Genomic DNA, 20,891 nt, shown 5'->3' on the forward strand with positions numbered 1-20,891 from the left:
CCTCCTTATGCTGTCCGAAATTCCTGCGGTGTCTGCCCCGTTTCCTTCTTGAAGAAGCGACTGAAATAACCGGCAGACGTAAAGCCAAGCGCTTTGGCAATATCCTGCACGAGTCTTTGCGGCTCAGAAAGCATTTCTTTGGCTCTTTGAACCTTCAAGGCGGCGATATATTCGGATATCGTAATGCCCTTCGATTGCTTGAACATTCTAGATAAATAATCCGGATTCAGGTATACCTGCTCCGCTAGGTTCGTTACGGAAAGGTCGCCATCCAAATGGGTTTCGATATAATAAATGATTTTCCCCAGCACGTCTCCCCTCATTTTGGAAGACTGAGCCGCATGATAATGATCGAATAAATTAACGATGTGCTCAAGCGTCGCTATGCTTTCCTTGCGCGAGTGAAAGGTCGCAGGCTGGAGAAGCTTAGCAATATGAAGAGCGGCAGCTGAGTCACGGTCCAATCCGAACTTATTAGCAGCCGTCAGAAGCCGCAGTGCGACCGAACAATACATTTCCATATACCTCAACTCGTCGATTGCCTCCCACTTTGCGTAGGATTCGAGTTCCCTTAGGATCGACTGCACTTCTTCCTTTCGTCCCGATTCGATGTAAGTCTCCAGCGCATTAGCTCGTTTGTGGAACACCTCGATGAATCCTCGTACATCTTCCTCATCCTGCTTGGCCATGAACGGCAAATTTTTGTCCGTTATGATAATTTGCTTCGCATCATAATAACGGGACAAGAATGCTTTGAGGATCGTGAACTGTTTGGATGTGTCACCCCATTCTATGAACTTATCCATAAGCGCAAACGAGAATGTGTGTCCCGTAGATTTCTCTGCCGTTTGCTGGATCGTTTCAATCGAACCTTGCAGAAAGGTTATAAGCCTGTCCTGCGTTTGAAAGGCGTTCTCGCGAGCCTGGATGAACAGCACATAATACTCCCGATTATAAATAACATCTGCGTAATCTACATAAGAGGACAGAAAACGAACACATATAGAGTGAAGAGCCGTGAACAATATCTCCTTTTCAGGCAGTCTTATAGCAGTCGTGGCCAAATCCATTCTAGCAACCGCCATGATGAACGGTCGGTCGATAGCAAGTCGGATTCCGAGTCTCTCCAAAGTATGCGAAGTGAGCTCTTCTTGGGGCTGTAATCCCTCCAGCAGGTCGGATAAGAACAGCGCGCGATGATGACCCGCTTGCTGCCGCTGGATCTCTCGTGCTTGCTTGATCAGCATCTCCATCTTCTGCTGCTCCTCGAGCTCCGCTATCGTTTTGCGAACCGCCTCAACTATCGCTTCGTCTCCCTCGGACTTCAGTATATAGTTTTCGGCCCCGTTCTTAATCGCGTGATGTACATAATCAAATTCGTCGAAGCCCGTTAGAAAGATAAGCCTGCACTCCGGCCAGCTTTGCTTGACCCGGTCTCCGAGCTCCAAGCCCGACATCTTGGGCATCTTTATATCCGACAGCAAGATGTCGATGCGCTTCTCCGACATGGCCCTGATCGCTTCCAGCCCGCTGGATGCCTTGTATAGCTCAAGCCGGTGGCCTTCATTTTCCTGAAATAGTTCGTGCAAACCGTCAAGCAGAAGCTTTTCGTCATCCACGATTAACATTCGATACATCAGCCATCGCACCTTCCCGCTCGATGATCAATTCTATTTTTATGCCTCCAAGCTCACTTCTGCTGACCCGCAATCCGCTTCCCAGTCCGTAGCTATATTGTAATCTCTTATGCACGTTCAAAATCCCTGTAATCTCCTGAGCTTCTTGGTCACCCGATAGAAGAGCATACAGCTTCGCCAACCCATTCTCACCGTCTTCCCCACTATCTTCCACAACAACGACGGCTCTTTCCATTTCATCCAGAAAACTTACTCTGAGCATACCGCCTTCCGTCACGTTTTCTAAACCATGCACGAATGCATTTTCCACTAATGGTTGGATAATAAGACGGGGGACCGATAATGGCTTGAGGCTGTCTGGCACTTCACCAAACTCGACGGACACCCTGTCCGAGAATCTTGCAAGCTGGAGCATTACATAATTGCGAGCGTGCGAAGCTTCATTCTCAAGCGGCACCGTATCTCTCTTATTGCGTGTGATGAATTGAAAATACTTGGCGAGCTGATTCGTGAACTGTACAGCTTCCTCGTCTTTCTGCATCTTAATAAGTCGGATAATACTGAATAAACAATTATAGAGAAAATGCGGGTTAATCTGTGATTGGAGTTGTTTTAACTCCGCATTTTGCCGATGAATCTGCTGATTGTACACCTCATCGATGGATACCTTCATATTGATAAGCATTTCATTGAATCGTTCATATAAATATCCGAATTCGTCAGCCTTGTCATGGCGGATATTAAGCTCGAAATTACCTTCCTCCACTCGCTTAAAGGCACGAACAAGCTTCACCATCGGTTTATTAATCACTCTGTTGATATAGTACAGATAGAGCGCAACCATTACGATGGTAACCCCAAAGAACAGCCAGAACCACTTAATGTATTCTGAAATCGTCCGAAACATCGTAGGCTTGTACAAATAGTGATCCACATATAAATGGCTCTCCGTCAAAGCCGAGTGAACGAAGATATAGTCTTTTCCCAGATCGGCAAGGGGCAGCTTGTTTGATGAGTCTGGCTCGAACTGTGCCAGGTTTCCATAATGCTCCTCAATCGGTTGCTTTAGTTTATCGCCCGCAACGACTATTATATTTTCGGCATTGCTGCCCAGTCCAAGAACGAGCGCACCCGTAAATTCTTTTTCTAATGCCGCTTGAACCCCCCGCTTCAATTCGCTAGATCTTAATTCGATTTCAACGATAATTTCAGGAGTTTCAATAAATTCACTCTCAAGGGGATATGCGACGATAAGCAGACTATCGTTATACGAAATAACGTTATAGGGATCATTAAGCTTCGCAGGAGTAACCTTGTTCTCCTCCATCAAGCCATAACCATCGACAGCCGAAATTTCTATTCCGATTTTTGACAGATACAGTCGTGTGTCTACGATCAAGTCGCTGCTATTCCGGATGGACACAAGTTTTGCCCGTAAAAAATGAATCAATTCGATTTTGCGATAGGGCTCTAGAATGTCGTACGCATTCACCAATTGAATCAGATACGTATCGTTTAGCATGTCATATTGGAGTGAATTAAAGCGGTCCAGAGTACCGTTAAGCTCACTTATGTAGTTCTCGGACTGGGTTTCGGCGGAGTCCACGATATCTTTCCTAAGCAGGCTGGACGCCCAACTATATAATATTCCCGCAAGAATATAGATCGGAATCGTCGCTGCAATGAAGGCTATAAACAAACGTTTATAAATCGATGATTGCCAAATGCGATGTGTAAGCTTCATTGCCATCCCCATTCATAGACACATTGTAATGTTTTATTATACCCTTCTGTTAATTTGCGTAACAATGGGACAAATCCGACTTCCCTTTCACTTTACCGATGTATTAAATGGCACAGTAGTTTTAAAAATTTGCATATCATGGACGAGCTTGCAGTCCTCGACGGAGCATTATCCACTAATACTAGCTAGATCTTATTAATTTAAATAACCTATTGTAATCAAACTGTAATATTTCTCTCAGGTAGCTTTCATCTTGCGCCTATATACTTATCCCATGACCCCCCTTATTATATATTATCTCTTGTAGCCTGCGGCTTCGTGCCGCAGGCGTCTTTTTTTAGTATGCCTCGTTATCATAGGAATAGGATTGAAAATACGGCTTATTTCAAGCTCCATGAATCAATTCACGAGGGTTATTATGAAAAACACATCTTATTTCTCCACGTAAACCACGCAAGCCGTTCAATATTTCTCACAGTCGAAGAGTAGGATGTAAAACCCCGCTTAAGTAAGCAAGCTCAGCTGCTTCGGAAAGATTAAGATGTAAAAAACCGCCTAACGTAACCTGTGAAAAGTTACGAAGACGGTTATTGGTTAGATCTATTTTTACGAATCACTTTGTGTTGGCATCTAAGAAAGGCAACACAGCGTGCCAGAAAGCAGGGTCCTGCTCGGAGGCGCTATGTCCGTTTGACTGCACGAACAATGTCTCGATGGTACCCGCCGGCAGTTCGCGCTGTAATTGCTTCAGGTCTTCCGAACGGATGAAATCATCGCCCTCCGAATGAATCATAAGCACCGGGGTTTTCATTTTCATGCCTTTCGTTGTGCCGGCCGTGGCTGAACTGTCCCCCGCATGCTTCTCTAGTACGGTTTTAATGTCGGCTTCCTTGAACTGCTGCCTCGAAATGCCTGCGCGAATAAGCCAAATCGAAGGTATCGCATATGCGAGCGGGAAGATCGGCATCTTCTTTCTTCTGAGCTCGGCCTTCAGCATCGTATCGAAGCGTACGGGCATTGAATCGGTCACGACGGCGCATACATCCGCGCCATGATCCAATGCAAGCAGCGCGCCAAAACCGCCAAGCGAATGGCCAAGTACAGCTAGGCGCTCGGCGTCGAGACCCGGCGTTCCCTTCGCCGCGGCGATAGCCGCCAGCATGTCGTCGCGGAACATAAGCGCCGACGGCGCCTTGATCGATTCGCTGTTACCGTGGCTGCGCGCATCGTACATGAATACAGCGAAGCCCGCTTGATATAGCGGCCTCGTATAACGCAGCACGCGCGTCCGGTTAGAGCCCCAGCCGTGTGCCACAATAACGACCGGCAATCCTGCTTCGCCTGACTTGCTTAGCGTAGTCGGCTGCAGCAGCCAGCCTTCGATGCGCGAGCCTCCGCTGACGAACGATAACGGCTGCCATTTCGTCGCCACATCAGGCGACTCTGCATTCGCCAGCTTGCGCGGCTGTTGGCTCTTCGCGCCAATGCTCCAAATAACGAAAACCGCCAACGCCAAAACAATAACAACTACAATGACAATCCATACTTCGGCTCCCATACGTATGGCCTCCGCCTATTAATCCAACTGACGAACGGCGTCCGCCAACAGCTTCGCACGTTCCGTCACTTGATCGAACTTGCCTTCTCGAACCCATTCCAGATTGATTAGCTTGCCCCCCATCCCAACCGCATTCGCTCCGGCTTTGAAGTATTCGGCGATGTTATGCAGATCCACTCCGCCTGTCGCCATAATCGGAACTGAATCCAAAGGACCGCGGATTTCTTTTAAATAGCCGACTCCGAGCGTTCCCATCGGGAACAGCTTAACCGCCTCTGCGCCGGCCTTCACCGCCTTCACGATTTCCGTCGGCGTCATGACGCCGGGCCAAACAGAGATGCCGCGCTCGCGTCCGAAGGCGATGACTTCCTCGTCCAGGTTGGGAGAAATGATGAATTGCGCACCGGCGTCAACGGCTAGCTTCGCAAGCTCCACGTCAAGCACCGTTCCAGCGCCTACAGCCGCCTTGCCATCGAACTTGTGCCGCCACCGTTCGATCATCGCTGCCGCTCCGTCCGTATTCATCGTAATTTCCATCATATGAATGCCGCCGTCGATCAAAGCTTGCGCCGCATTATCCGCGTGTTTATTCTCAATCCCTCTTAATATAGCCACAATTTTGTGCTTAAGCAGCAAATCAAGCATTTCGCTCATCCTTGTTCCTCCGCTCTCTATTCATCTATTCCCAAAATTCACGCAAAATCCGCAAAAACAAGTTCGGGAACGGAAGTATATCCATATCCTCCGGCCCAATCCATGCATATTCCTTTGGCAGCTCCTGCTCGGCTACAGCCTGGGCTGTATAAGCGTAGGCTTGAGAGACTTCTGAGGCTATACCGCTTCCTGTACCGGCAGTACCATTACCGAATGCTGAAGCCAGGCCCTCTTGATCCATATACCCGCTTGCCGCTTCGGCAGCAATGCCGTAAGCCTCCGCCGTATCGGCGGTTAGGCCTTCTCCGCCCAAGTCGGTCAAGTATACGCGCATCTTCCAATGTATATGGCTGAATACGTGATCGGCATCCATGAACCAGCGGCGCGGGCGAATGAGCAGCCCGGTCTCAACCAGCAGCATTCCGCCAAGCTCGGCGGCCAGCGCCTCCTGCTCCTTCGGCATGCCATCGTTCAGCAGCCCTGCCTTGTCCTTGGATAGCAGCAGATGCGGAAGCTCCCACATTTGCGCCAGCAGTCCAGTATCCGGACGTCTTCTTACGAGCACCTTGCCCGCATTCGACCCGCTTCCGAGCACGATTGCGGCAACGCGTTGCTCTGGTCGCGGAGGCTTAGCCTTCGTCTTAATCGGCAATTCGCCTTCGCGGCCTTCCAGCCTGCCCTTGCAATGCTCCATCACCGGACAGGTCAGACAGCCTGGCGACTTCGGCGTGCAGACGAGCGCACCAAGCTCCATTAACGCCTGATTAAAGTCGCCGGCAGCTCCTTCGGGAATAAGCGATACCGCCAGCTTCTCGATGGATACTCTCGTGGCTGGCTTCGCAATGTCATCCTCCAAGCAGAAGTAGCGCGACAGCACCCTCATAACGTTGCCGTCTACCGCCGGCTCGGGGCGGTTGAACGCGATGCTCATGATTGCCCCGCTTGTATACGGACCGACACCCTTCAGTCCGGCTACCGCTGTTTTGTCATCAGGCACAACGCCTCCGTACTTTTGAACGACCTCTCTAGCTCCAGCCTGCAAATTGCGCGCACGCGAATAATAGCCAAGTCCTTCCCAGCACTTCAGAACCTCTTCCTCAGGTGCTGAAGCCAGCGCCTCAGCGGTGGGGAACTTGTCCATGAACCGGTTGTAATATGGAATAACCGTATCCACCCGCGTCTGCTGCAGCATAATTTCGGACACCCATATCCGGTAAGGATTGCGGTTCTGACGCCACGGCAGATCGCGCTTCTGACGACGATACCAGACGAGCAGCTCGCGGCTGAAATATGAACTTGCTTGCTCCATTTCTGTCATTAACTTAAATCCCCCTTTTCATGATGTGTAATGTGCTGCTGCTCCGCAGCGGACTTGCCAGATGCGCTTGACTTTGCAATACGGCGATATTGAATAGGCGAAATGCCTGTGTACCGTTTAAAAAGTCGGGACAAATAATGATTTTGCATCCCTACTTGACGGGCAACCTCGGCGATCGGCTCTGCCGTCTCGGCAAGCAGCTGCTTCGCAAGCGCCAACCGGCGATTCGTCACATATTGAATCGGCGAGCACCCCATCATATTTTTGAACGAGGTAATAAAATAGTTTGGATGCAGGAAAGCAACCTTAGCCAGCTCTTCTATCTGAATGTTGCGGTCCAAATGCTCCTCAATGTAAGCCACGACTTCATTCCATTTGATATCGGAGCTCGCTTCGCTCTGCTGCTCCTTCTGGCTGTAGCTCTCCTCGAAATATAAGGCGAGAAGCTCCAGCAATACCGACTTCATCCTAAGCTCGCGAGTCACGCCTTGCGTCGTTTGGAGCTGGATGAGCTTCATGAACAATTGCTGCACATACTCGTCATCCTTAATCTCTATATAGGCAGGCAATTGCTGCAATTCAATGAACTGCATATCCGCCGGATCCAGACGATAATGGCACCAATAACGTCCGAACGACTCGTCGCCCTTCGTCCCGAACGATTGCACCTTGCCGGCCGGCATCAGAAACAGCTTACCGGGCGTCGCGCTATAGCTGATCGAATCCATCTCCAGCCAACCCTCGCCCTTATCTATATAGCAGAAGCGGTAGAAGTCAGGCTCTGTGTTGTTCTGACACCATCCTACGTTGCTCGTGGAATAAGCCGTCATAAGCACGTCGGCATGAATGCGGTTTAATTGATTTTGCATAATGGTTGCGATTGTCGGGTTCATTGTATCTCCTGTTGTCTATACCGCAAATAACCCGGAGAGAAAAGAACGGGCAAATGATTTTGGCAGTAAAGTATGTATAAGATGTTTATACTTTGGTATATTTTTAGATATAGCTGAAAGACTACCTATCTATTATACGGATTTACGCAATAAATGCATATGAATGTTAACGTATTGGCAATTGGAAAGTATAGAGAGGGGATACACAGCATGAGTAAACAACTTCAAAGGATCGCTATCCTATGTAAAATAGCTGTTGCAGCAGCCTTGCCGCTTGCACTGGCAGCTTGCGGAGGCGGGGATGATAAAGGAGCCGGCCTTCGAGATGCGCCGCCTAAGGTCGCAGCTGTCTACAAAGCGAATTGCGTCAGCTGCCATGGCACCGAGCTGCAAGGACGCATGGGGCCGGTGACGAACCTGCAGCAAGTTGGCGCTCGAATGGAAGCAGCCGATATTGTAAACCAGATCGAAGAAGGCGAAGGCTCAATGCCGCCGTTCAAGGAGAGACTAACCGCGGAGGAAATCAACGGGTTGGCGGAATGGCTGGCGGGTAAGAAATAGCTGATACGGCAAGCGTAAACGGCTGTATATCAAAAAAGAGGCTTGGCACTCGTGCCAAGCCTCTTCATGCCTGTATTTCATACAGTCTAATCAGGCCCAATAGCCTGGCAAGCGACTTTTGCGTGGAAAACATACAGTCAAATCCGGCATTCTTGCCCTCAGTAGCTTTCCCACGTCCATTTGACTGTATAATTTCCAATCAAACTCTGATATCGTCTCGTTACTAGCCTTTTGACTGCACAAAATCCACTCTCAAAAGGCTAGTAAATAAATTCAGCTTAAACGAATGAATCAACACTCTCTCATGACTAGTATCCGATGTGATGTCCGTTCAGCTTCGGAGCTTTGCCGCCGTAGTCGAGCACTGACGGACCTGTGTAGGTCCAGCTCGTATCGCCCATCTGCGGATGCGAAGGAAACAGCTCGCCCTGCATCAACACAAGATCGCCGCCCCAATCGTCGGAATAAAGCCCATCATATTGAACCCATTGTCCGGTCTTGAATCTGCGCTTTGTTTTCTGCTGCCGATCTTCTCTCATCGCCGTCAACTCCCTCTCACCGCATAAGCTTGGTATATTACATTCCAAGTATGGGCAAAAGGTTACAGCTATATGCGTTCCACCACCGCGAAAGCCGAAGCAAGCGTCCGCTCATGCGTAATCGTCACATGAATGCGAATATTTGCTGCCGACAAACCGAGACGTCTCCAAGCCTGTTCCGATAATACGCATGCAGGCTTGCCGCAACCGTCTCTACCAATCGTCATATCGGTAAAACCTACCGCCCGGCCTATTCCGCAGCCTAGCGCCTTCACCACCGCTTCTTTGGCCGCGAATCTGCCAGCCGTGAACTGCTCCAGCCGTTCCCCCGAATAACCCGCCGACAGCTCCCGTTCTTCCTCCGTGAGTACGCGCTCTACGAATTTCGCGCCGGTTCGTCCGTTCATTATTTGCTTAACTCGACCTATATCCGTTAGATCATGTCCAATGCCAATGATCATCCTCACACCTGCCTTTATATGATGGTGAGATTAGCAGATGCAGGTAGGGAAGTCAAGAACTTGTCTCTCGCTCAAAATGAATAGAATGGCCTAATCCGTCTATTACATCCACCGTAATCACGTTGTTGACCGAAACGTCGATTAAAGCTCCGGTTGCCTTATACGTATATTTCACAAAGCCGGGATACGAATCGGCATCCGAATCAGCGGGCTGCGGCTCGAACGGAATGGTTTGAAGCTGTTGTGAATTCGGTTCTCCATCCGACTGCGGCGCAGTCGATACGTTAATCTTACTTGGAGGCCCGCTGTCTTCCGGCAGCCATAAATATAGGATCGCCTTCTGACTGCTCGAGCTGGAGTCGCTGTCCTCGTCGATTCGCAGCGTCATATGAGCTTGCTCCCCCATCACATGCCAATACAAAGGGATACCTGCTGATTGCTCTGCCGCTGCGGATGGCGGGGAAGTTGTCGAGAGCATTCCAGCTAATAGGAACAAAGCTACCGCTAGCAAAATTTCAATTCGGACGCCGATCAGCAGCCCTCTCAAAGCTGTCGCCGCTTTGCCTCCCCCCGCTTCCTCCGCCTGCGCCAGCTTCGGCATGAAGACGAGGCGGTGCAGCGCTGCAAGGACTAGCACAAGCAGCAGTAAGCCCGATTTGATTAGGATAAGGTTGCCGTAATCTTCAGTAATAAGCTGCTTCCAAGAATCGAGCTGCTTAACGGACAGCCATACACCGCTCACTATGATAAGCATCATGCTTGGCAAAGCCCAAGCCGCGAATCGCTCTGCAGAGATCTTCAATGGAGCTGCCGCCTGCCTTCGATAAGTAAGCGCGGCAAGTCCGGCGAGACCGCCAAGCCAGATAGCGGCCGATCCCATATGAACCGCGTGCGCAAGGATTGCCAAACCGGCGTCCGTCAGTTCTGCATATGCATGGCTCGTCAGCGGGAACGTAACTATGGTCGCCGCCGCTGCCGCGGCTTTCACGATATTCGCGAAGCGCTGCTCGCGAACGGGAGCGAATGCAAGCAGCAGCAAGAGCACTGCCGCCAGGGGACGGAGAACGGCAATCTTGCCAACCATCGTTCCGTTAGCAATCTGTCCGATCGGGATACCGCCAAGATCGTTCGAAAGCATCGTCAGCCTCCATATTCCCGTAGCCAGCCACACGGCAACGGCAACGGCCATCACGATCCGTTCTGCTCGCAGAGTGAAACCGGGAGGAGCATCCTCCGCGTAATCTCTCCATATGCAGTAGCGGAAGAAGAGCAGCGCCGCAAGTATAGCGGACACAAGCACATCCGCAACCCGAAGCGCTGACATTAGCTTCTGACCGCCCGCATGGTTATGCTCGCCATCGCCATCCTCCGTGTCCGTTCCCAGCATCTCTTGCTCGATTTCCGAAGTGTCGGCTTCCGCGGAACTCGTTGAAGTTAAGGGGGCCGTCGGTTCGCTGCTTGGCGGCGTACTAGTTGGTTCACTGTTCGTATCACCATTCGCCTGCGGTGTCCCAGTCGCTATCGCTGAACCTGTCTCCTGACCGTCCGCCTCCGCCGAGCCAACGCTCGTATTGTCGTTTTGTTTTGGCGGAGACGTTGCAGACGGCTTAGCCGAAACGCCCACGTCTTTGTCTATCGTGTCGCTAGGCGTAGGCTTTGGCTTCGCAGTCGGCAACGGCTTGCTGCTGGCTGAAGGCTTCTCACCGCCGCCATCCGTACTGCCTTGCCCATTCCCCGCTCCAGCTTGCCCGCCGCCATCAAGCGAAGCCGTCTCATCCGGCTTCGTCTGCGTCAGCTTGCCGCCGATCGCGAAGCGGAACGAACCGTCCGTAATATGCGTATCGAGCGACAACACTTGCCACACTACCTTATACTCGCCGCTTTCCAGCTTTGGTATCGTATTGACAAGCGTCATTTCTCCGTCTGCGCTCAGCTTGCCTGCTATGCTGCTGCCATCGCTTGCTTTCGTAAGCGTGACGCTGCTAAGCTTCGAATCGATTTTCTCCGTGAACGTAAGCTTAATCGCCTCTGGAGAAGCTTGCAGCTCCGCATCCTGCAGCGGCGTCGAATGCGAAAGATAGGCATGCGCCGAGACGAAGCTCGGCAAGCATGCCCACATGAACCAAATCGTTATCGTTATAACACTAAGTCGTTTAATCATCGCTTTTCGAACCATTACTTCGTATAGATCGCAATAGCTGCACGATTATCTCCGACTGCCGGGAAATATTCAACGATTGCTCCAGCCCCTTCAACAGAGCCGCGCAGCGCAACAAGTCCATTGCCCTTGAACGAAGCGTTCACGTATTGGCGGATGAACGATGCATCGACCATTGTTGTGCCTTTCTTCACCGTTACGGAGGCTGCTGTCCCATCAGTCACTGCATTGCCGTTCACATAAAGATGCGGCGCGGCGGACGCTGCTGTTCCCGGCAGCTTCGGTGAACGATTCTGAACCGTGAACGTCATCGTCGCTTCATAGTTCGTGCTCGTGTACTCGCCTTCCTTGCCTTCTGTTGTAACAGGCTTAGCGCGAAGCAAGTAATAGTCCGCCGCTCCCGTCGTGAACGTCACAATCCCCTTAGCGTCGGTCGTCAATTCCAGCGATTCCGAGTTGCTGCGGCGAATAAGATCAACGGCCGTATCCGCCAGCGGCTTGCCTTTCAGCAATAATTGCACGGACACCTGCTCCGAAGGGGCAACGGCGGCCGGATTAAATTGCGGAACAAGCTCCGCGCGATCCGGACTAACCTGCTTAGAGAACCCTGTCAACGACTTCACCCGCTCGGCGACCGGAATATCGCCAACCGCTACGAACGACTTGGCGCTTCGCAGCGTTCGGCTGGCAACGCCGCCATGAGCGAATATAGTATCACCTTCAGCAGAAACAATATAGGCTCCCGGCACATTCGACTTAAATGAAGTGACAAAATAATTGTTCACTGCCGGCTCTGTCTCCGTTGCCGCTTCCCCTGTATAGAAGCGCGTACCTGTAATGTCGGACTTAACGCCAGCCGGTGTCGTTACGAACACCTTTGTCGTATCCGGACTCCACTGACCGGCAATGCGGTAGCTTTTATGATCGTTCGAGTGATTGCCAAGCATAAGTTCGACATAGGATACTTGTCCCGGCGCGACGATTGGCGTGTTCGTCTGCGACCAACCGTCATGCGCGAAGACGGGAACGGCCGCTCCGAGCGTTAATACGGCAGCGAGAGCCGCGCCTGCAAGTTTTTTTCTGAAACGCAATGTTTTCTTCATAAAATAAAACAACCTCCGTCGATTTGGATTTGATGTCCAAATTGTATCAACGAAGGTCGATAGGCGCATGACTCGTTCGGGCTATACGCTTGTGAACGATGTATGAACAAGAACAAACCTCTAGCTTGCTATGTGCGGGAGTAAAGAAATGACTCAAGCTGATCGGCCGGCAACGGCTGGCTAATATAGAAGCCTTGCATGTAGTGGCATCCTAGCTCCTGAAGCAGCTTATATTGCTCAGCTTGCTCGACTCCTTCGGCGACAATTCGCAGATTAAGACTATTCGAGATCGAGATGATAGCTTTCACAATATCGATATCTTGGCGATCGCAGGATAATTCTTGAATAAAGGATTTGTCGATCTTCAAGCTGTTAAGCGGCAGCTTCCTAATCATCGATAACGATGAATAACCCGTTCCGAAATCGTCCATCGCAATCTGAATGCCGATGCTCTCCAGCTCTCTTAACAAAGAGATCGTGTAATCAAGATCGTCGATGACGGTGCTTTCCGTTATTTCGAAGCATAAATAGTTCGGATCCATCCTTGTCTCATTGACGATAGACTTCACGGACTCGATGAAATCAGCCTGCTTAAGCTGGCGTCCGGATATGTTCACCGACAGCTTGAGCGGCCGATGCCCGGCTGCAAGCCATTTGGCGTTCTGTGAGCAGGCTTCTCGCAGCACCCATTCGCCAATCGGAACGATAAGCCCCGTCTCCTCGGCCAGCGGAATGAACGTCATCGGCGAGATACATCCAAGCGTCGGAGAGTTCCAGCGCAGCAGCGCCTCGAAGCCATAAAGCTGGCCTGTCTCCATATCGATCTGCGGCTGGTAATGCAGCACGAACTCATCGCCAAGCACCGCCTGCTTCAGCTCGTTCTCCAGATTAAGCCGCCACATTCTTTGCTCAATCATCTGCTCCGAGAAAATTTCAAAATGATTTTTGCCCGATTGCTTCACATGGTACATCGCAATATCCGCTTTCTTGAACAGCGAATCCGCATCCGTCCCGTCGCGCGGGAACAAGCTAATGCCTGCGCTTGCTGAAATGGTCAGATTAACGCCTTCATCGAATATGAGCGCAGACAAATAGGTCGCAAATGCGCAAATGAACGACTCGATCTCGTCTATATGCCGGAAGCGGTGGAGAACCACGAACTCATCGCCGCCGAATCTAGCAATATGATTCCCCTCCCGCACAAGCTCCCTTAGTCCATCAGCGACAAGCTGGAGCAGACGGTCACCCATCTGATGGCCGAAGCTGTCGTTCATTTTTTTGAAATGATCCAAATCAAGAACGATAAGCGCGAACGGCTGATCGGGATGCGCCGCCGCTAACGACACTTCCTCGAAGAAACGGCGTCGGTTCATCAATCCCGTCAACGTGTCGTGATAAGCTAAGAACCTCATTTTTTCCTCTGACTGCTTTCGTTCCGTAATATCTCTAACCGAACCAACCATACGAATCGCAGTGCCACTGGAGTCATATAAAGCTTCACCCGATATCGCAGTCCATACATATTCTCCCGAATGCTTGCGGAGCCGCACGTCAACGGAGAAGGGAATATGCTCGTTAATATGAGCGCGTAGCGCCAGCTTATAATAGGCCTCGTCCTCACTATGTACAAAATAATCCAGTGTCCGCGCGTCCGCGCGCTGCAGCAAGTCATAGAAACGCTGGTTCCATGCTACTTCTCCCGTTACTAGATCCCATTCCCAAATGCCATCGTTAGTCGTTCTCGACACGATCTCAAGCTGCTCGGCAATTTGGCGATATTGCATGCCCTGCTCTCTGACCTCGTCAAGCAGAGCCTGCTTATCGAGCGTATTCCCAATAAGGTCCAGATAATGAACGACTGACATATAATCGTCCATATTCTCTACCGTATCAGAGAGCCGCGTGCCTGCCGCAAGCACGCTCCAGTTGTCCGGTTCAGTCCGATAAGGGATGATATAGATCATCTCGCTGTCTTCTTCCTTCTGAATGCTTTCGATAAGCTTAAGAGGCGGGAAGCTCTCTACCGGCATGCTGCCGGCATGCAGCCGCTGCTCATCGCGCTGGAAATGATAGAGCTCGCTTAACGATACATGTTCCCCGGGAGAAGCATCAAAGTTCCATTTCCCCAGACAGCCCCACTGGAAATGCGGCGCTAGCGCCCAAGATAAGTTTTTCAGCTGCTTAATGTTGTAATTAAGAATAAATTTATTGAATTCATAGTGAACGCCTAGCTGCGTTACTCTTTTTTTATCATCGCGGTGATCTTCAAGGATCTGCTTCGTCGTCGTTTCCCGCTCAAGATGCGTTGAACAGCCGCATGTGCCGCGTGCAATAAGCGTGCACTCAATCCGATGGACGGATGACGGAATGGAACCCGCTGGATTGTTAATTTGGCGCAGCAGCAATTCGACCGCAATCTGGCCTTTATGCGCAATATTCTGATCTATACTGGAAAGTCCGCTTCGCTGCGATCTAGCTGCAATCGTGTTATCGAAGCCGATTATCGCCATATCCTCGGGAATGCGAACACCAAGCTCCTCGAACCGCTTAATCATGCCAATCGCCATCATATCGGTGCAGACAACCACGGCGCGGAAGGGAAATCCCGCTTGGGCAATCTGCTCCGCTGCCCGCCTGCCTCCGTCTACGCTCAAATCGTCCGGATCGATTACGAAATGCGGATCAAAGCGCAGCCCGCATGCTTCAAGCCCCTTCTTATAACCATTCAATCGATACTTCATATCGTCCAGCGACAGATGGCCCACGAATCCGATGGAACGGTGACCATGCTCATGCAAATGCCGCACCGCGGCCATAATCCCGCCTTCATTGTCGCAGATCACCGTTTGTCCATTCACATTCAGCACGCCAAGATCCTTCGCTACGCCTACAATCGGCTTGCTCCATTCATTCGACAATTGCTGTATATAGGAGTCTGTAGCGGCATTGTTCAATATAATCCAGCCGTCCACGTAGTCAAGCGCAATCGGACAATCGAATTTTTTACCCGCTGTTCGAATAGCAACCAATCTTGTTTTATTTTGTAAAGCTGCCCTTTGGATCGAATTCATCATTTCACCAAGGTAATTGCCGCCTAGGAAGGACGTCAATAATCCAATTGTTGGTTTACGTTGCATCGATAACAGCTCCCTTAATGTCGAATGATGTATGTAACCGAATCATATCATTTCAACTATGAAAGCGCTACCCGTAATTTGGGAATGTATGGGTTATAACTGTAATAGTGACATAACATTCGAAAAATGATAGTTTGAGTTAGCAGCAGTTATAATGACTCTAGGAGTTGAACAGCGTGACCCGTACTTATACATCCGTTACTGCCTTGTCGTCTGCAGCCAACTTTATGTACAGACCGGCCGGCGAGACAACGATTACTTTCCGAACCTTTGTGAAGCCGCGCGAGCATGGCGCGCTTCGCTTGAAATTATGGCATAGCAACGCCGTTGATTCCACTTGGTCAGACGGCGCTGAATCCAAGGCTTCCGATGAAGGCGGCGCTTGGCGAATCGAGAGCTGTACGATCGGCGATGGCGGCCTGCACCAAGGCGGTGCAGCTCAAACTGGCAGCCTTCACACGATCACCTTCAATGGCGACGCTTCGAAGCAGGTGCTGCCAGGCGAGCGCTTCTGGAGCGATCCGGTAGACCTATTCATTCCTGAGGGGCATTCGCTTGTATTTACATGGGCGATTGCAGCGAACGGTCCAGAGGACGGTATTCCTTACAATACAGAGACGCTGCTAGCCTCTGCTTATGAAGCTGCCGGCAATCTTGCGGCGCAACATAGCGCGGAAGGATTCTTGCCCGCCGGCAATCGGCAGGTGTTGCCATCCATGATCGCTTACGAACGGGCGACGGATAAGCGTCTCGTGTTTCTCGGCGATTCCATTACGCAAGGCGTACGTACGGAAAAGGACGGCTACTCGTTCTGGTCGGCTCGAATCGCGGAGGGTTTGGCGCCATCCATCGGCGTGTGGAATATCGGCAGCGGTTGGGCCCGCGCCTATGATCTTACCCCGGAAAGCCCGTGGCTATCTAAAGCAAAGCAGGGGAATGAGGTCGCGATATGTCTTGGCGTCAACGACATTGGCACGGGCAATCGCAGCGCAGAGCAATTAATTGGCGACCTAACCTCAATTATCGAGCAATTGAAAGCTGCTAATCACGATACAAGACTCATTCTCTTCACCCTGCCGGCCTTCAACTTCGAAGGCGCTCATGAAGAAGTGTGGCGGACCGTTAATGAATGGATCAGGCAGCAAGCGCCGTCGCGCGTGGAGCGCGTGTTCGATATCGCGAAGGTGCTTGGGCAGGCTGCTCCTCATGAGAACAAGCTCAAGGACGAATATATGAGTCCTGGCAATGACCCTCATCCGAACGGCAGAGCGGGAGCGGACATCGCTGAAGCCTTTCTAGCTTGGTATCGCATATAGCTTACAATGAGAAAGAAGGCAGCAAGAAACGCTAGAATAGCGTTTTCTGCTGCCTTCTCTCTATATGCTGCAACCAAATTAGATGCCTGGAATAGGCGACCGTTTATGCTCGGTTTTCAAATATTGCTTCTCAAGCTTCTCGCGCGCCTCTTCGCTAATTTCCTTGCCCTCGAGGTATGCGCTGTTCTCATCGTACTTAATGCCAAGCTCGTCTTCGTCGGTCTGGCCGTCCCATAGACCTGCGGTCGGCGCCTTGTCGAGGACGCTTTGCGGTACGCCGAGATGCGATGCCAGCGAACGAACCTGGCGCTTGTTCAGCGAGCTAAGCGGCGTAACGTCTACAGCTCCATCGCCCCACTTCGTATAGAAGCCGGTGATAGCCTCCGAAGCATGGTCGGTGCCAACGACTAGCAAATTCATATCGAATGCAAGCGCGTATTGCATAACCATGCGCGTTCTTGCTTTCACATTGCCTTTGCCGCCGCGGCTAAGATGACGGTGAATGCCCAGCGACTTGAAGCCATGCTCGACTTCGAGCGCGATCTCGTCAACCGCTTCGCCGATATTCGTCTCCACCTTATGCGTAAGCCCGAAAGCTTCCGCTACGGCGTAGCTGTCGTGAATATCCGCTTGGTCACTATACGGCTGGAAGACGCCGAGCGTAATGTATTCTTGGCCCGACTCCTCGCTGAGCTCGTCGGTGGCGCGTTTGCACAGTCCTGCCGCTACTGCGCTGTCAATGCCGCCACTGATCGCGATCAGCAAGCCTGTTGTTCCCGATTGCTTGACGTATTGCTTCAGGAAGTCGACCCGTTTACGGATTTCCGCTTCCGGCTCAATTTCCGGCTTTACGCCAAGACGTTCAATGATTTCGCGCTGCAAGCTCATAAGTATCGTCTCCGTTTCTTATTTGCAGAACCGGTCGAATGCATCGGTCAAATCTGCTGCGATGTCTGCTGCCGAGCGGTTCTCGATTTGGTGGCGTTCAATGAAATGAACAAGCTCTCCGTCCTTCATCAGGGCGATCGAAGGGGAAGACGGCGGGTATGGCGCGAAGTATTCGCGTGCTTTCGCCGTTGCTTCTTTGTCTTGACCTGCGAACACCGTGTACAGGTGGTCAGGCGTTACTTCGTTCTGAAGCGCTTCTGCTACGCCTGGACGGCATTGGCCTGCTGCGCAGCCGCATACGGAGTTGACTACGATAAGCGCTGTTCCTTTGGCGTTCGGAACGGCTGCCTCAACTTCCTCCGGTGTACGAAGCTCTTGAATGCCGATACGAGTAAGATCGTCGCGCATCGGTTGAACCATATCTAACATATATCTTTCGAAGGACATAGACATTGTAGAACACTCCCTTAAATTACATGATTTTAGCTACTATTATACCGTCCCTTACGAAAATAAAGCAACCGGAGCTCATCACTCCGGTTGCTCATTTATCGCCTTATCCGCCGATTTATCCGGCTCTCCCGCACCGTAAGCCGCATTTTTGTCAAGATGCATAAAAATGCCTGCCTGCGGAGCGATTCTCCGTTCGAAATAATCTCGGTTCTCTGCCGTTTGGAAGCCTACGTCCTTGAATGGATGCACCCACTGATCCCCCGCCATGATGGCAGGATCCGTCTCCACGCTCCATTGCGACAACGGAGACTGATCGGATTCATAATTGTGATCGCCGATCACAACACCATGTTCATTGACGAAAGGGGCTCGTTCGCCTCTTCCTTCACGGAATTCCGGCAGAAACTCGATCTCATACGGATCAAGCGCGGGATCATCCTTCATCGCGCTCAGTTCGGGATGACGTTGCTGCTCTTCATCAGCCATTCGCAAGCGCCTCCCTGCTAGATCGAAGGCCGATTCGGGCCGTTCAGCTTCTTATCGTAGCCTGCTTCTTCAGCAGCCTTGACGGATTTCGCCGTATTATTAGCTGCTTGCTGCCGCTGCTCGCGTGAGCTGCCTTTGTCGCCCCTATTGTTTTGCGCCATGCTTGCTCTCCTCCTTCCAGCTTCCGGCTCGAGATCATTCAAGCCAGTCCTGTTGGTTTCGAAGCTAGTATGCGCATTGACTGCTTACCTTATGTTGTTATACCGACCTCTTGCGTATGTATATTGAAACTCACAACGAATGTCGTACCTTTGCCTTCTGTGGAATAAGCATCGATTCGGCCGTTATGCCGCTCTGCAATGCTAAGGCATAGCGGCAGCCCGAGTCCCGTTCCTCTCGTCTTTGTTGTAAAGAAAGGCTCGAACAGCTTGTTCATCTTCTCCTGCGGGATCCCTACGCCAACATCGACGATTCTAAGCTCGATAACGTTGTCTTTATATTCCGTAGTAATCGTGAGAATGCCCTTCTCGTCCATGGCCTCCATACCGTTTCGTGCAAGATTGAGCAGCAATTGCTTAATTTCGCGATCGTTCACCATAATCGGCGGCATATCCTCGCCTAATTCAACCAGCAGCGTCTGGCCGCGTAAGTTCGCATCGGCTTCCAGCAGCGGCTTCATATCGCTAATGATGTCATTAAGTGAACACATCTCCATTGCGAGTGCACGATTCTGCGCGAGCGATAAGAAGTCGCTTATAATACTGTTGACGCGATCCAGCTCCTCCATCACAATCCGGAAATAATCATGATGGGTCTGTCCGCTGCGCTCCTGGATGAGTTGAACAAAACCGCGAATCACGGCCATCGGATTCCGAATTTCATGCGTTATGCTTGCGGCCATCTGGCCGACAAGGCTCAGGCGCTCCATACGGCCTACTTCGTCGCGCAATTGATTAATTTCGGTAACATCATGCGCAAGCAGGGCAGCCCCAGCGACCTGTTCGTTAACCGTAGATCGGATCGAGAACGCGGTTTTGAGCAATATTTTATCGCCTTCTATATAGGGTTGAAGCGTTTCTCTATCGCCGTTCAATGCTTTCTGCAACAGCTCCTCGCACGCCGCTGCTAACTCAGGTACGAATATATCGCGGTATGATTCCCCAAGCAATAGCTTCACGTTATCGTACTCCGGCTTCATTCTAAGAAGCTTGATGGCTAATTCATTAACATGGGTAACAATGCCCTCCCGATCGAGCAGCACAACTGCGAAGGATGTCTCATCAATGAACTGCTGCAGCTTCTCGACCTCATTGCGATAATTGGCTGATACACGGGTAACTTCATCATATAGAAGCTTCTTCTCTCTGACGCTTTCGATCATATAGATAGACAACCACATCGCAATCAAGGTTCCAACAATGCTTAATAATAATGAACTTATAAGCTCTGCGTTGAATTGAATTTGCTGAAGTGAAAAGTAAAAGATGAAGGTTAAAGAATAATAGACGCATACCAATGACATAATGAAGAGCCCAATCCGTTTCTTGCGAAGCGAGGACACTCGATGAAAATGACGCAGTGTCGCCGATATCCCCATCATGAAAATAATGATGAATACGCTGAAAATTACGAATTCGGACAGGTTGTCAAGCATCGGTATGCGGAATGCAGCATATACGATGGTCAATACAACTAAGGTCGGCAGTCCGCCGTACAGTGAAGCAACCGTATAAGGAATGAGACGAAAATCAAGCTCGTAGCCGTGCACGCTCTGCGAAGTAATCATGCATAGAGCCATTGCGCCTCCGCCCAGCAGCGACATAATAAGCGATGTGTCTTTGCTGCCGCGATCTTTGTCATACCAAAGCTGATAAGCAAACACCGGCAATAAGGATAAGATGAATTGTAGCAGCAGCTCCTTCAACACAGACAATCAGATCCCCCTAAGCGTCTAAACTGCTATTCGAATGAATGTCTTAAGCATG

The 20,891-nt window shown here is 50.8% G+C and carries 18 protein-coding genes; 2 read left to right on the forward strand and 16 right to left on the reverse strand.

The features are described 5' to 3' along the window. Positions 1-5: 5 nt before the first annotated feature. The 6 genes from V8F51_RS01560 to V8F51_RS01585 all read right to left on the reverse strand — a co-directional run bounded on the left by V8F51_RS01560 (position 6) and on the right by V8F51_RS01585 (position 7,804). A complete protein-coding gene (locus V8F51_RS01560) occupies positions 6-1,637 on the reverse strand; it encodes a response regulator (RefSeq protein WP_337098273.1) in 1,632 nt (543 codons plus the stop codon). Further along, complete coding sequence (locus tag V8F51_RS01565) at positions 1,612-3,381, reverse strand: sensor histidine kinase (protein WP_337098274.1); 1,770 nt, start codon at positions 3,379-3,381, stop codon at positions 1,612-1,614. The genes V8F51_RS01560 and V8F51_RS01565 overlap by 26 nt, the downstream gene beginning before the upstream one ends. A 613-nt stretch (positions 3,382-3,994) precedes the next feature. Then, entirely contained in the window at positions 3,995-4,939 is a 945-nt protein-coding gene (locus tag V8F51_RS01570) for an alpha/beta hydrolase (RefSeq protein ID WP_337098275.1), read from the reverse strand. Positions 4,940-4,957: 18 nt separating this feature from the next. After that, on the reverse strand, positions 4,958-5,593 hold the full coding sequence (locus V8F51_RS01575; RefSeq protein ID WP_337098276.1) for a bifunctional 4-hydroxy-2-oxoglutarate aldolase/2-dehydro-3-deoxy-phosphogluconate aldolase: 636 nt from the start codon (positions 5,591-5,593) through the stop codon (positions 4,958-4,960). A gap of 25 nt (positions 5,594-5,618) precedes the next feature. Next, entirely contained in the window at positions 5,619-6,902 is a 1,284-nt protein-coding gene (mutY, locus tag V8F51_RS01580) for an A/G-specific adenine glycosylase (protein WP_337098433.1), read from the reverse strand. 8 nt (positions 6,903-6,910) lie between these two features. Next, positions 6,911-7,804 carry an AraC family transcriptional regulator gene (locus tag V8F51_RS01585; RefSeq protein ID WP_337098277.1) on the reverse strand — a complete coding sequence of 298 codons (894 nt, stop codon included), beginning with the start codon at positions 7,802-7,804 and terminating at the stop codon, positions 6,911-6,913. Between the two features lie 210 nt (positions 7,805-8,014). Between V8F51_RS01585 and V8F51_RS01590 the strand changes: the two genes are divergently transcribed. Beyond that, positions 8,015-8,365 carry a c-type cytochrome gene (locus V8F51_RS01590; RefSeq protein ID WP_337098278.1) on the forward strand — a complete coding sequence of 117 codons (351 nt, stop codon included), beginning with the start codon at positions 8,015-8,017 and terminating at the stop codon, positions 8,363-8,365. Between the two features lie 308 nt (positions 8,366-8,673). Here V8F51_RS01590 and V8F51_RS01595 read toward each other — a convergent pair whose 3' ends face one another. The 5 genes from V8F51_RS01595 to V8F51_RS01615 form a co-directional block, all read right to left on the reverse strand. After that, the gene (locus V8F51_RS01595) at positions 8,674-8,904 is read right to left on the reverse strand and encodes a hypothetical protein (protein WP_337098279.1); all 231 of its coding nucleotides are present in this window, start codon (positions 8,902-8,904) and stop codon (positions 8,674-8,676) included. A gap of 68 nt (positions 8,905-8,972) precedes the next feature. Continuing rightward, entirely contained in the window at positions 8,973-9,365 is a 393-nt protein-coding gene (gene acpS / locus V8F51_RS01600; protein ID WP_337098280.1) for a holo-ACP synthase, read from the reverse strand. 52 nt (positions 9,366-9,417) lie between these two features. Beyond that, the gene (locus V8F51_RS01605; RefSeq protein WP_337098281.1) at positions 9,418-11,526 is read right to left on the reverse strand and encodes a copper resistance CopC/CopD family protein; all 2,109 of its coding nucleotides are present in this window, start codon (positions 11,524-11,526) and stop codon (positions 9,418-9,420) included. 14 nt (positions 11,527-11,540) lie between these two features. After that, the gene (locus tag V8F51_RS01610) at positions 11,541-12,626 is read right to left on the reverse strand and encodes a DUF4198 domain-containing protein (RefSeq protein ID WP_337098282.1); all 1,086 of its coding nucleotides are present in this window, start codon (positions 12,624-12,626) and stop codon (positions 11,541-11,543) included. A 128-nt stretch (positions 12,627-12,754) separates the two neighbouring features. After that, a complete protein-coding gene (locus V8F51_RS01615) occupies positions 12,755-15,763 on the reverse strand; it encodes an EAL domain-containing protein (protein WP_337098283.1) in 3,009 nt (1,002 codons plus the stop codon). 176 nt (positions 15,764-15,939) lie between these two features. Here V8F51_RS01615 and V8F51_RS01620 point away from each other — a divergent pair, with 176 nt between their 5' ends. After that, positions 15,940-17,079, forward strand: coding sequence for an SGNH/GDSL hydrolase family protein (locus tag V8F51_RS01620; RefSeq protein ID WP_337098284.1), 1,140 nt, complete (start codon positions 15,940-15,942; stop codon positions 17,077-17,079). 78 nt (positions 17,080-17,157) lie between these two features. Here V8F51_RS01620 and nadE read toward each other — a convergent pair whose 3' ends face one another. The 5 genes from nadE to V8F51_RS01645 form a co-directional block, all read right to left on the reverse strand. Beyond that, positions 17,158-17,967, reverse strand: coding sequence for an ammonia-dependent NAD(+) synthetase (gene nadE, locus V8F51_RS01625; protein ID WP_337098285.1), 810 nt, complete (start codon positions 17,965-17,967; stop codon positions 17,158-17,160). Positions 17,968-17,985: 18 nt separating this feature from the next. Next, positions 17,986-18,420 (reverse strand): BrxA/BrxB family bacilliredoxin, encoded by a 435-nt coding sequence (locus V8F51_RS01630; protein ID WP_337098286.1) that lies wholly within the window; start codon positions 18,418-18,420, stop codon positions 17,986-17,988. Between the two features lie 78 nt (positions 18,421-18,498). Next, positions 18,499-18,906: a DUF3905 domain-containing protein gene (locus V8F51_RS01635; RefSeq protein WP_337098287.1), complete on the reverse strand. Its 408-nt coding sequence runs from the start codon at positions 18,904-18,906 to the stop codon at positions 18,499-18,501. A 17-nt stretch (positions 18,907-18,923) separates the two neighbouring features. Further along, positions 18,924-19,067 (reverse strand): hypothetical protein, encoded by a 144-nt coding sequence (locus tag V8F51_RS01640; RefSeq protein ID WP_337098288.1) that lies wholly within the window; start codon positions 19,065-19,067, stop codon positions 18,924-18,926. A gap of 89 nt (positions 19,068-19,156) precedes the next feature. Continuing rightward, entirely contained in the window at positions 19,157-20,833 is a 1,677-nt protein-coding gene (locus V8F51_RS01645) for an ATP-binding protein (RefSeq protein WP_337098434.1), read from the reverse strand. Positions 20,834-20,891: the final 58 nt, after the last annotated feature.

Source organism: Paenibacillus sp. YIM B09110, assembly GCF_037167145.1.
Taxonomy (GTDB): Bacteria; Bacillota; Bacilli; order Paenibacillales; family Paenibacillaceae; genus Pristimantibacillus.

Bases quoted from the DNA above. Each gene is read 5' to 3' on its own strand.
- V8F51_RS01560 (WP_337098273.1), bottom strand. From the start codon at position 1,637: ATGTATCGAATGTTAATCGTGGATGACGAAAAGCTTCTGCTTGACGGT.
- V8F51_RS01565 (WP_337098274.1), bottom strand. From the start codon at position 3,381: ATGAAGCTTACACATCGCATTTGGCAATCATCGATTTATAAACGTTTG.
- V8F51_RS01570 (WP_337098275.1), bottom strand. From the start codon at position 4,939: ATGGGAGCCGAAGTATGGATTGTCATTGTAGTTGTTATTGTTTTGGCG.
- V8F51_RS01575 (WP_337098276.1), bottom strand. From the start codon at position 5,593: ATGAGCGAAATGCTTGATTTGCTGCTTAAGCACAAAATTGTGGCTATA.
- mutY (WP_337098433.1), bottom strand. From the start codon at position 6,902: ATGGAGCAAGCAAGTTCATATTTCAGCCGCGAGCTGCTCGTCTGGTAT.
- V8F51_RS01585 (WP_337098277.1), bottom strand. From the start codon at position 7,804: ATGAACCCGACAATCGCAACCATTATGCAAAATCAATTAAACCGCATT.
- V8F51_RS01590 (WP_337098278.1), top strand. From the start codon at position 8,015: ATGAGTAAACAACTTCAAAGGATCGCTATCCTATGTAAAATAGCTGTT.
- V8F51_RS01595 (WP_337098279.1), bottom strand. From the start codon at position 8,904: ATGAGAGAAGATCGGCAGCAGAAAACAAAGCGCAGATTCAAGACCGGA.
- acpS (WP_337098280.1), bottom strand. From the start codon at position 9,365: ATGATCATTGGCATTGGACATGATCTAACGGATATAGGTCGAGTTAAG.
- V8F51_RS01605 (WP_337098281.1), bottom strand. From the start codon at position 11,526: ATGATTAAACGACTTAGTGTTATAACGATAACGATTTGGTTCATGTGG.
- V8F51_RS01610 (WP_337098282.1), bottom strand. From the start codon at position 12,626: ATGAAGAAAACATTGCGTTTCAGAAAAAAACTTGCAGGCGCGGCTCTC.
- V8F51_RS01615 (WP_337098283.1), bottom strand. From the start codon at position 15,763: ATGCAACGTAAACCAACAATTGGATTATTGACGTCCTTCCTAGGCGGC.
- nadE (WP_337098285.1), bottom strand. From the start codon at position 17,967: ATGAGCTTGCAGCGCGAAATCATTGAACGTCTTGGCGTAAAGCCGGAA.
- V8F51_RS01630 (WP_337098286.1), bottom strand. From the start codon at position 18,420: ATGTCTATGTCCTTCGAAAGATATATGTTAGATATGGTTCAACCGATG.
- V8F51_RS01635 (WP_337098287.1), bottom strand. From the start codon at position 18,906: ATGGCTGATGAAGAGCAGCAACGTCATCCCGAACTGAGCGCGATGAAG.
- V8F51_RS01640 (WP_337098288.1), bottom strand. From the start codon at position 19,067: ATGGCGCAAAACAATAGGGGCGACAAAGGCAGCTCACGCGAGCAGCGG.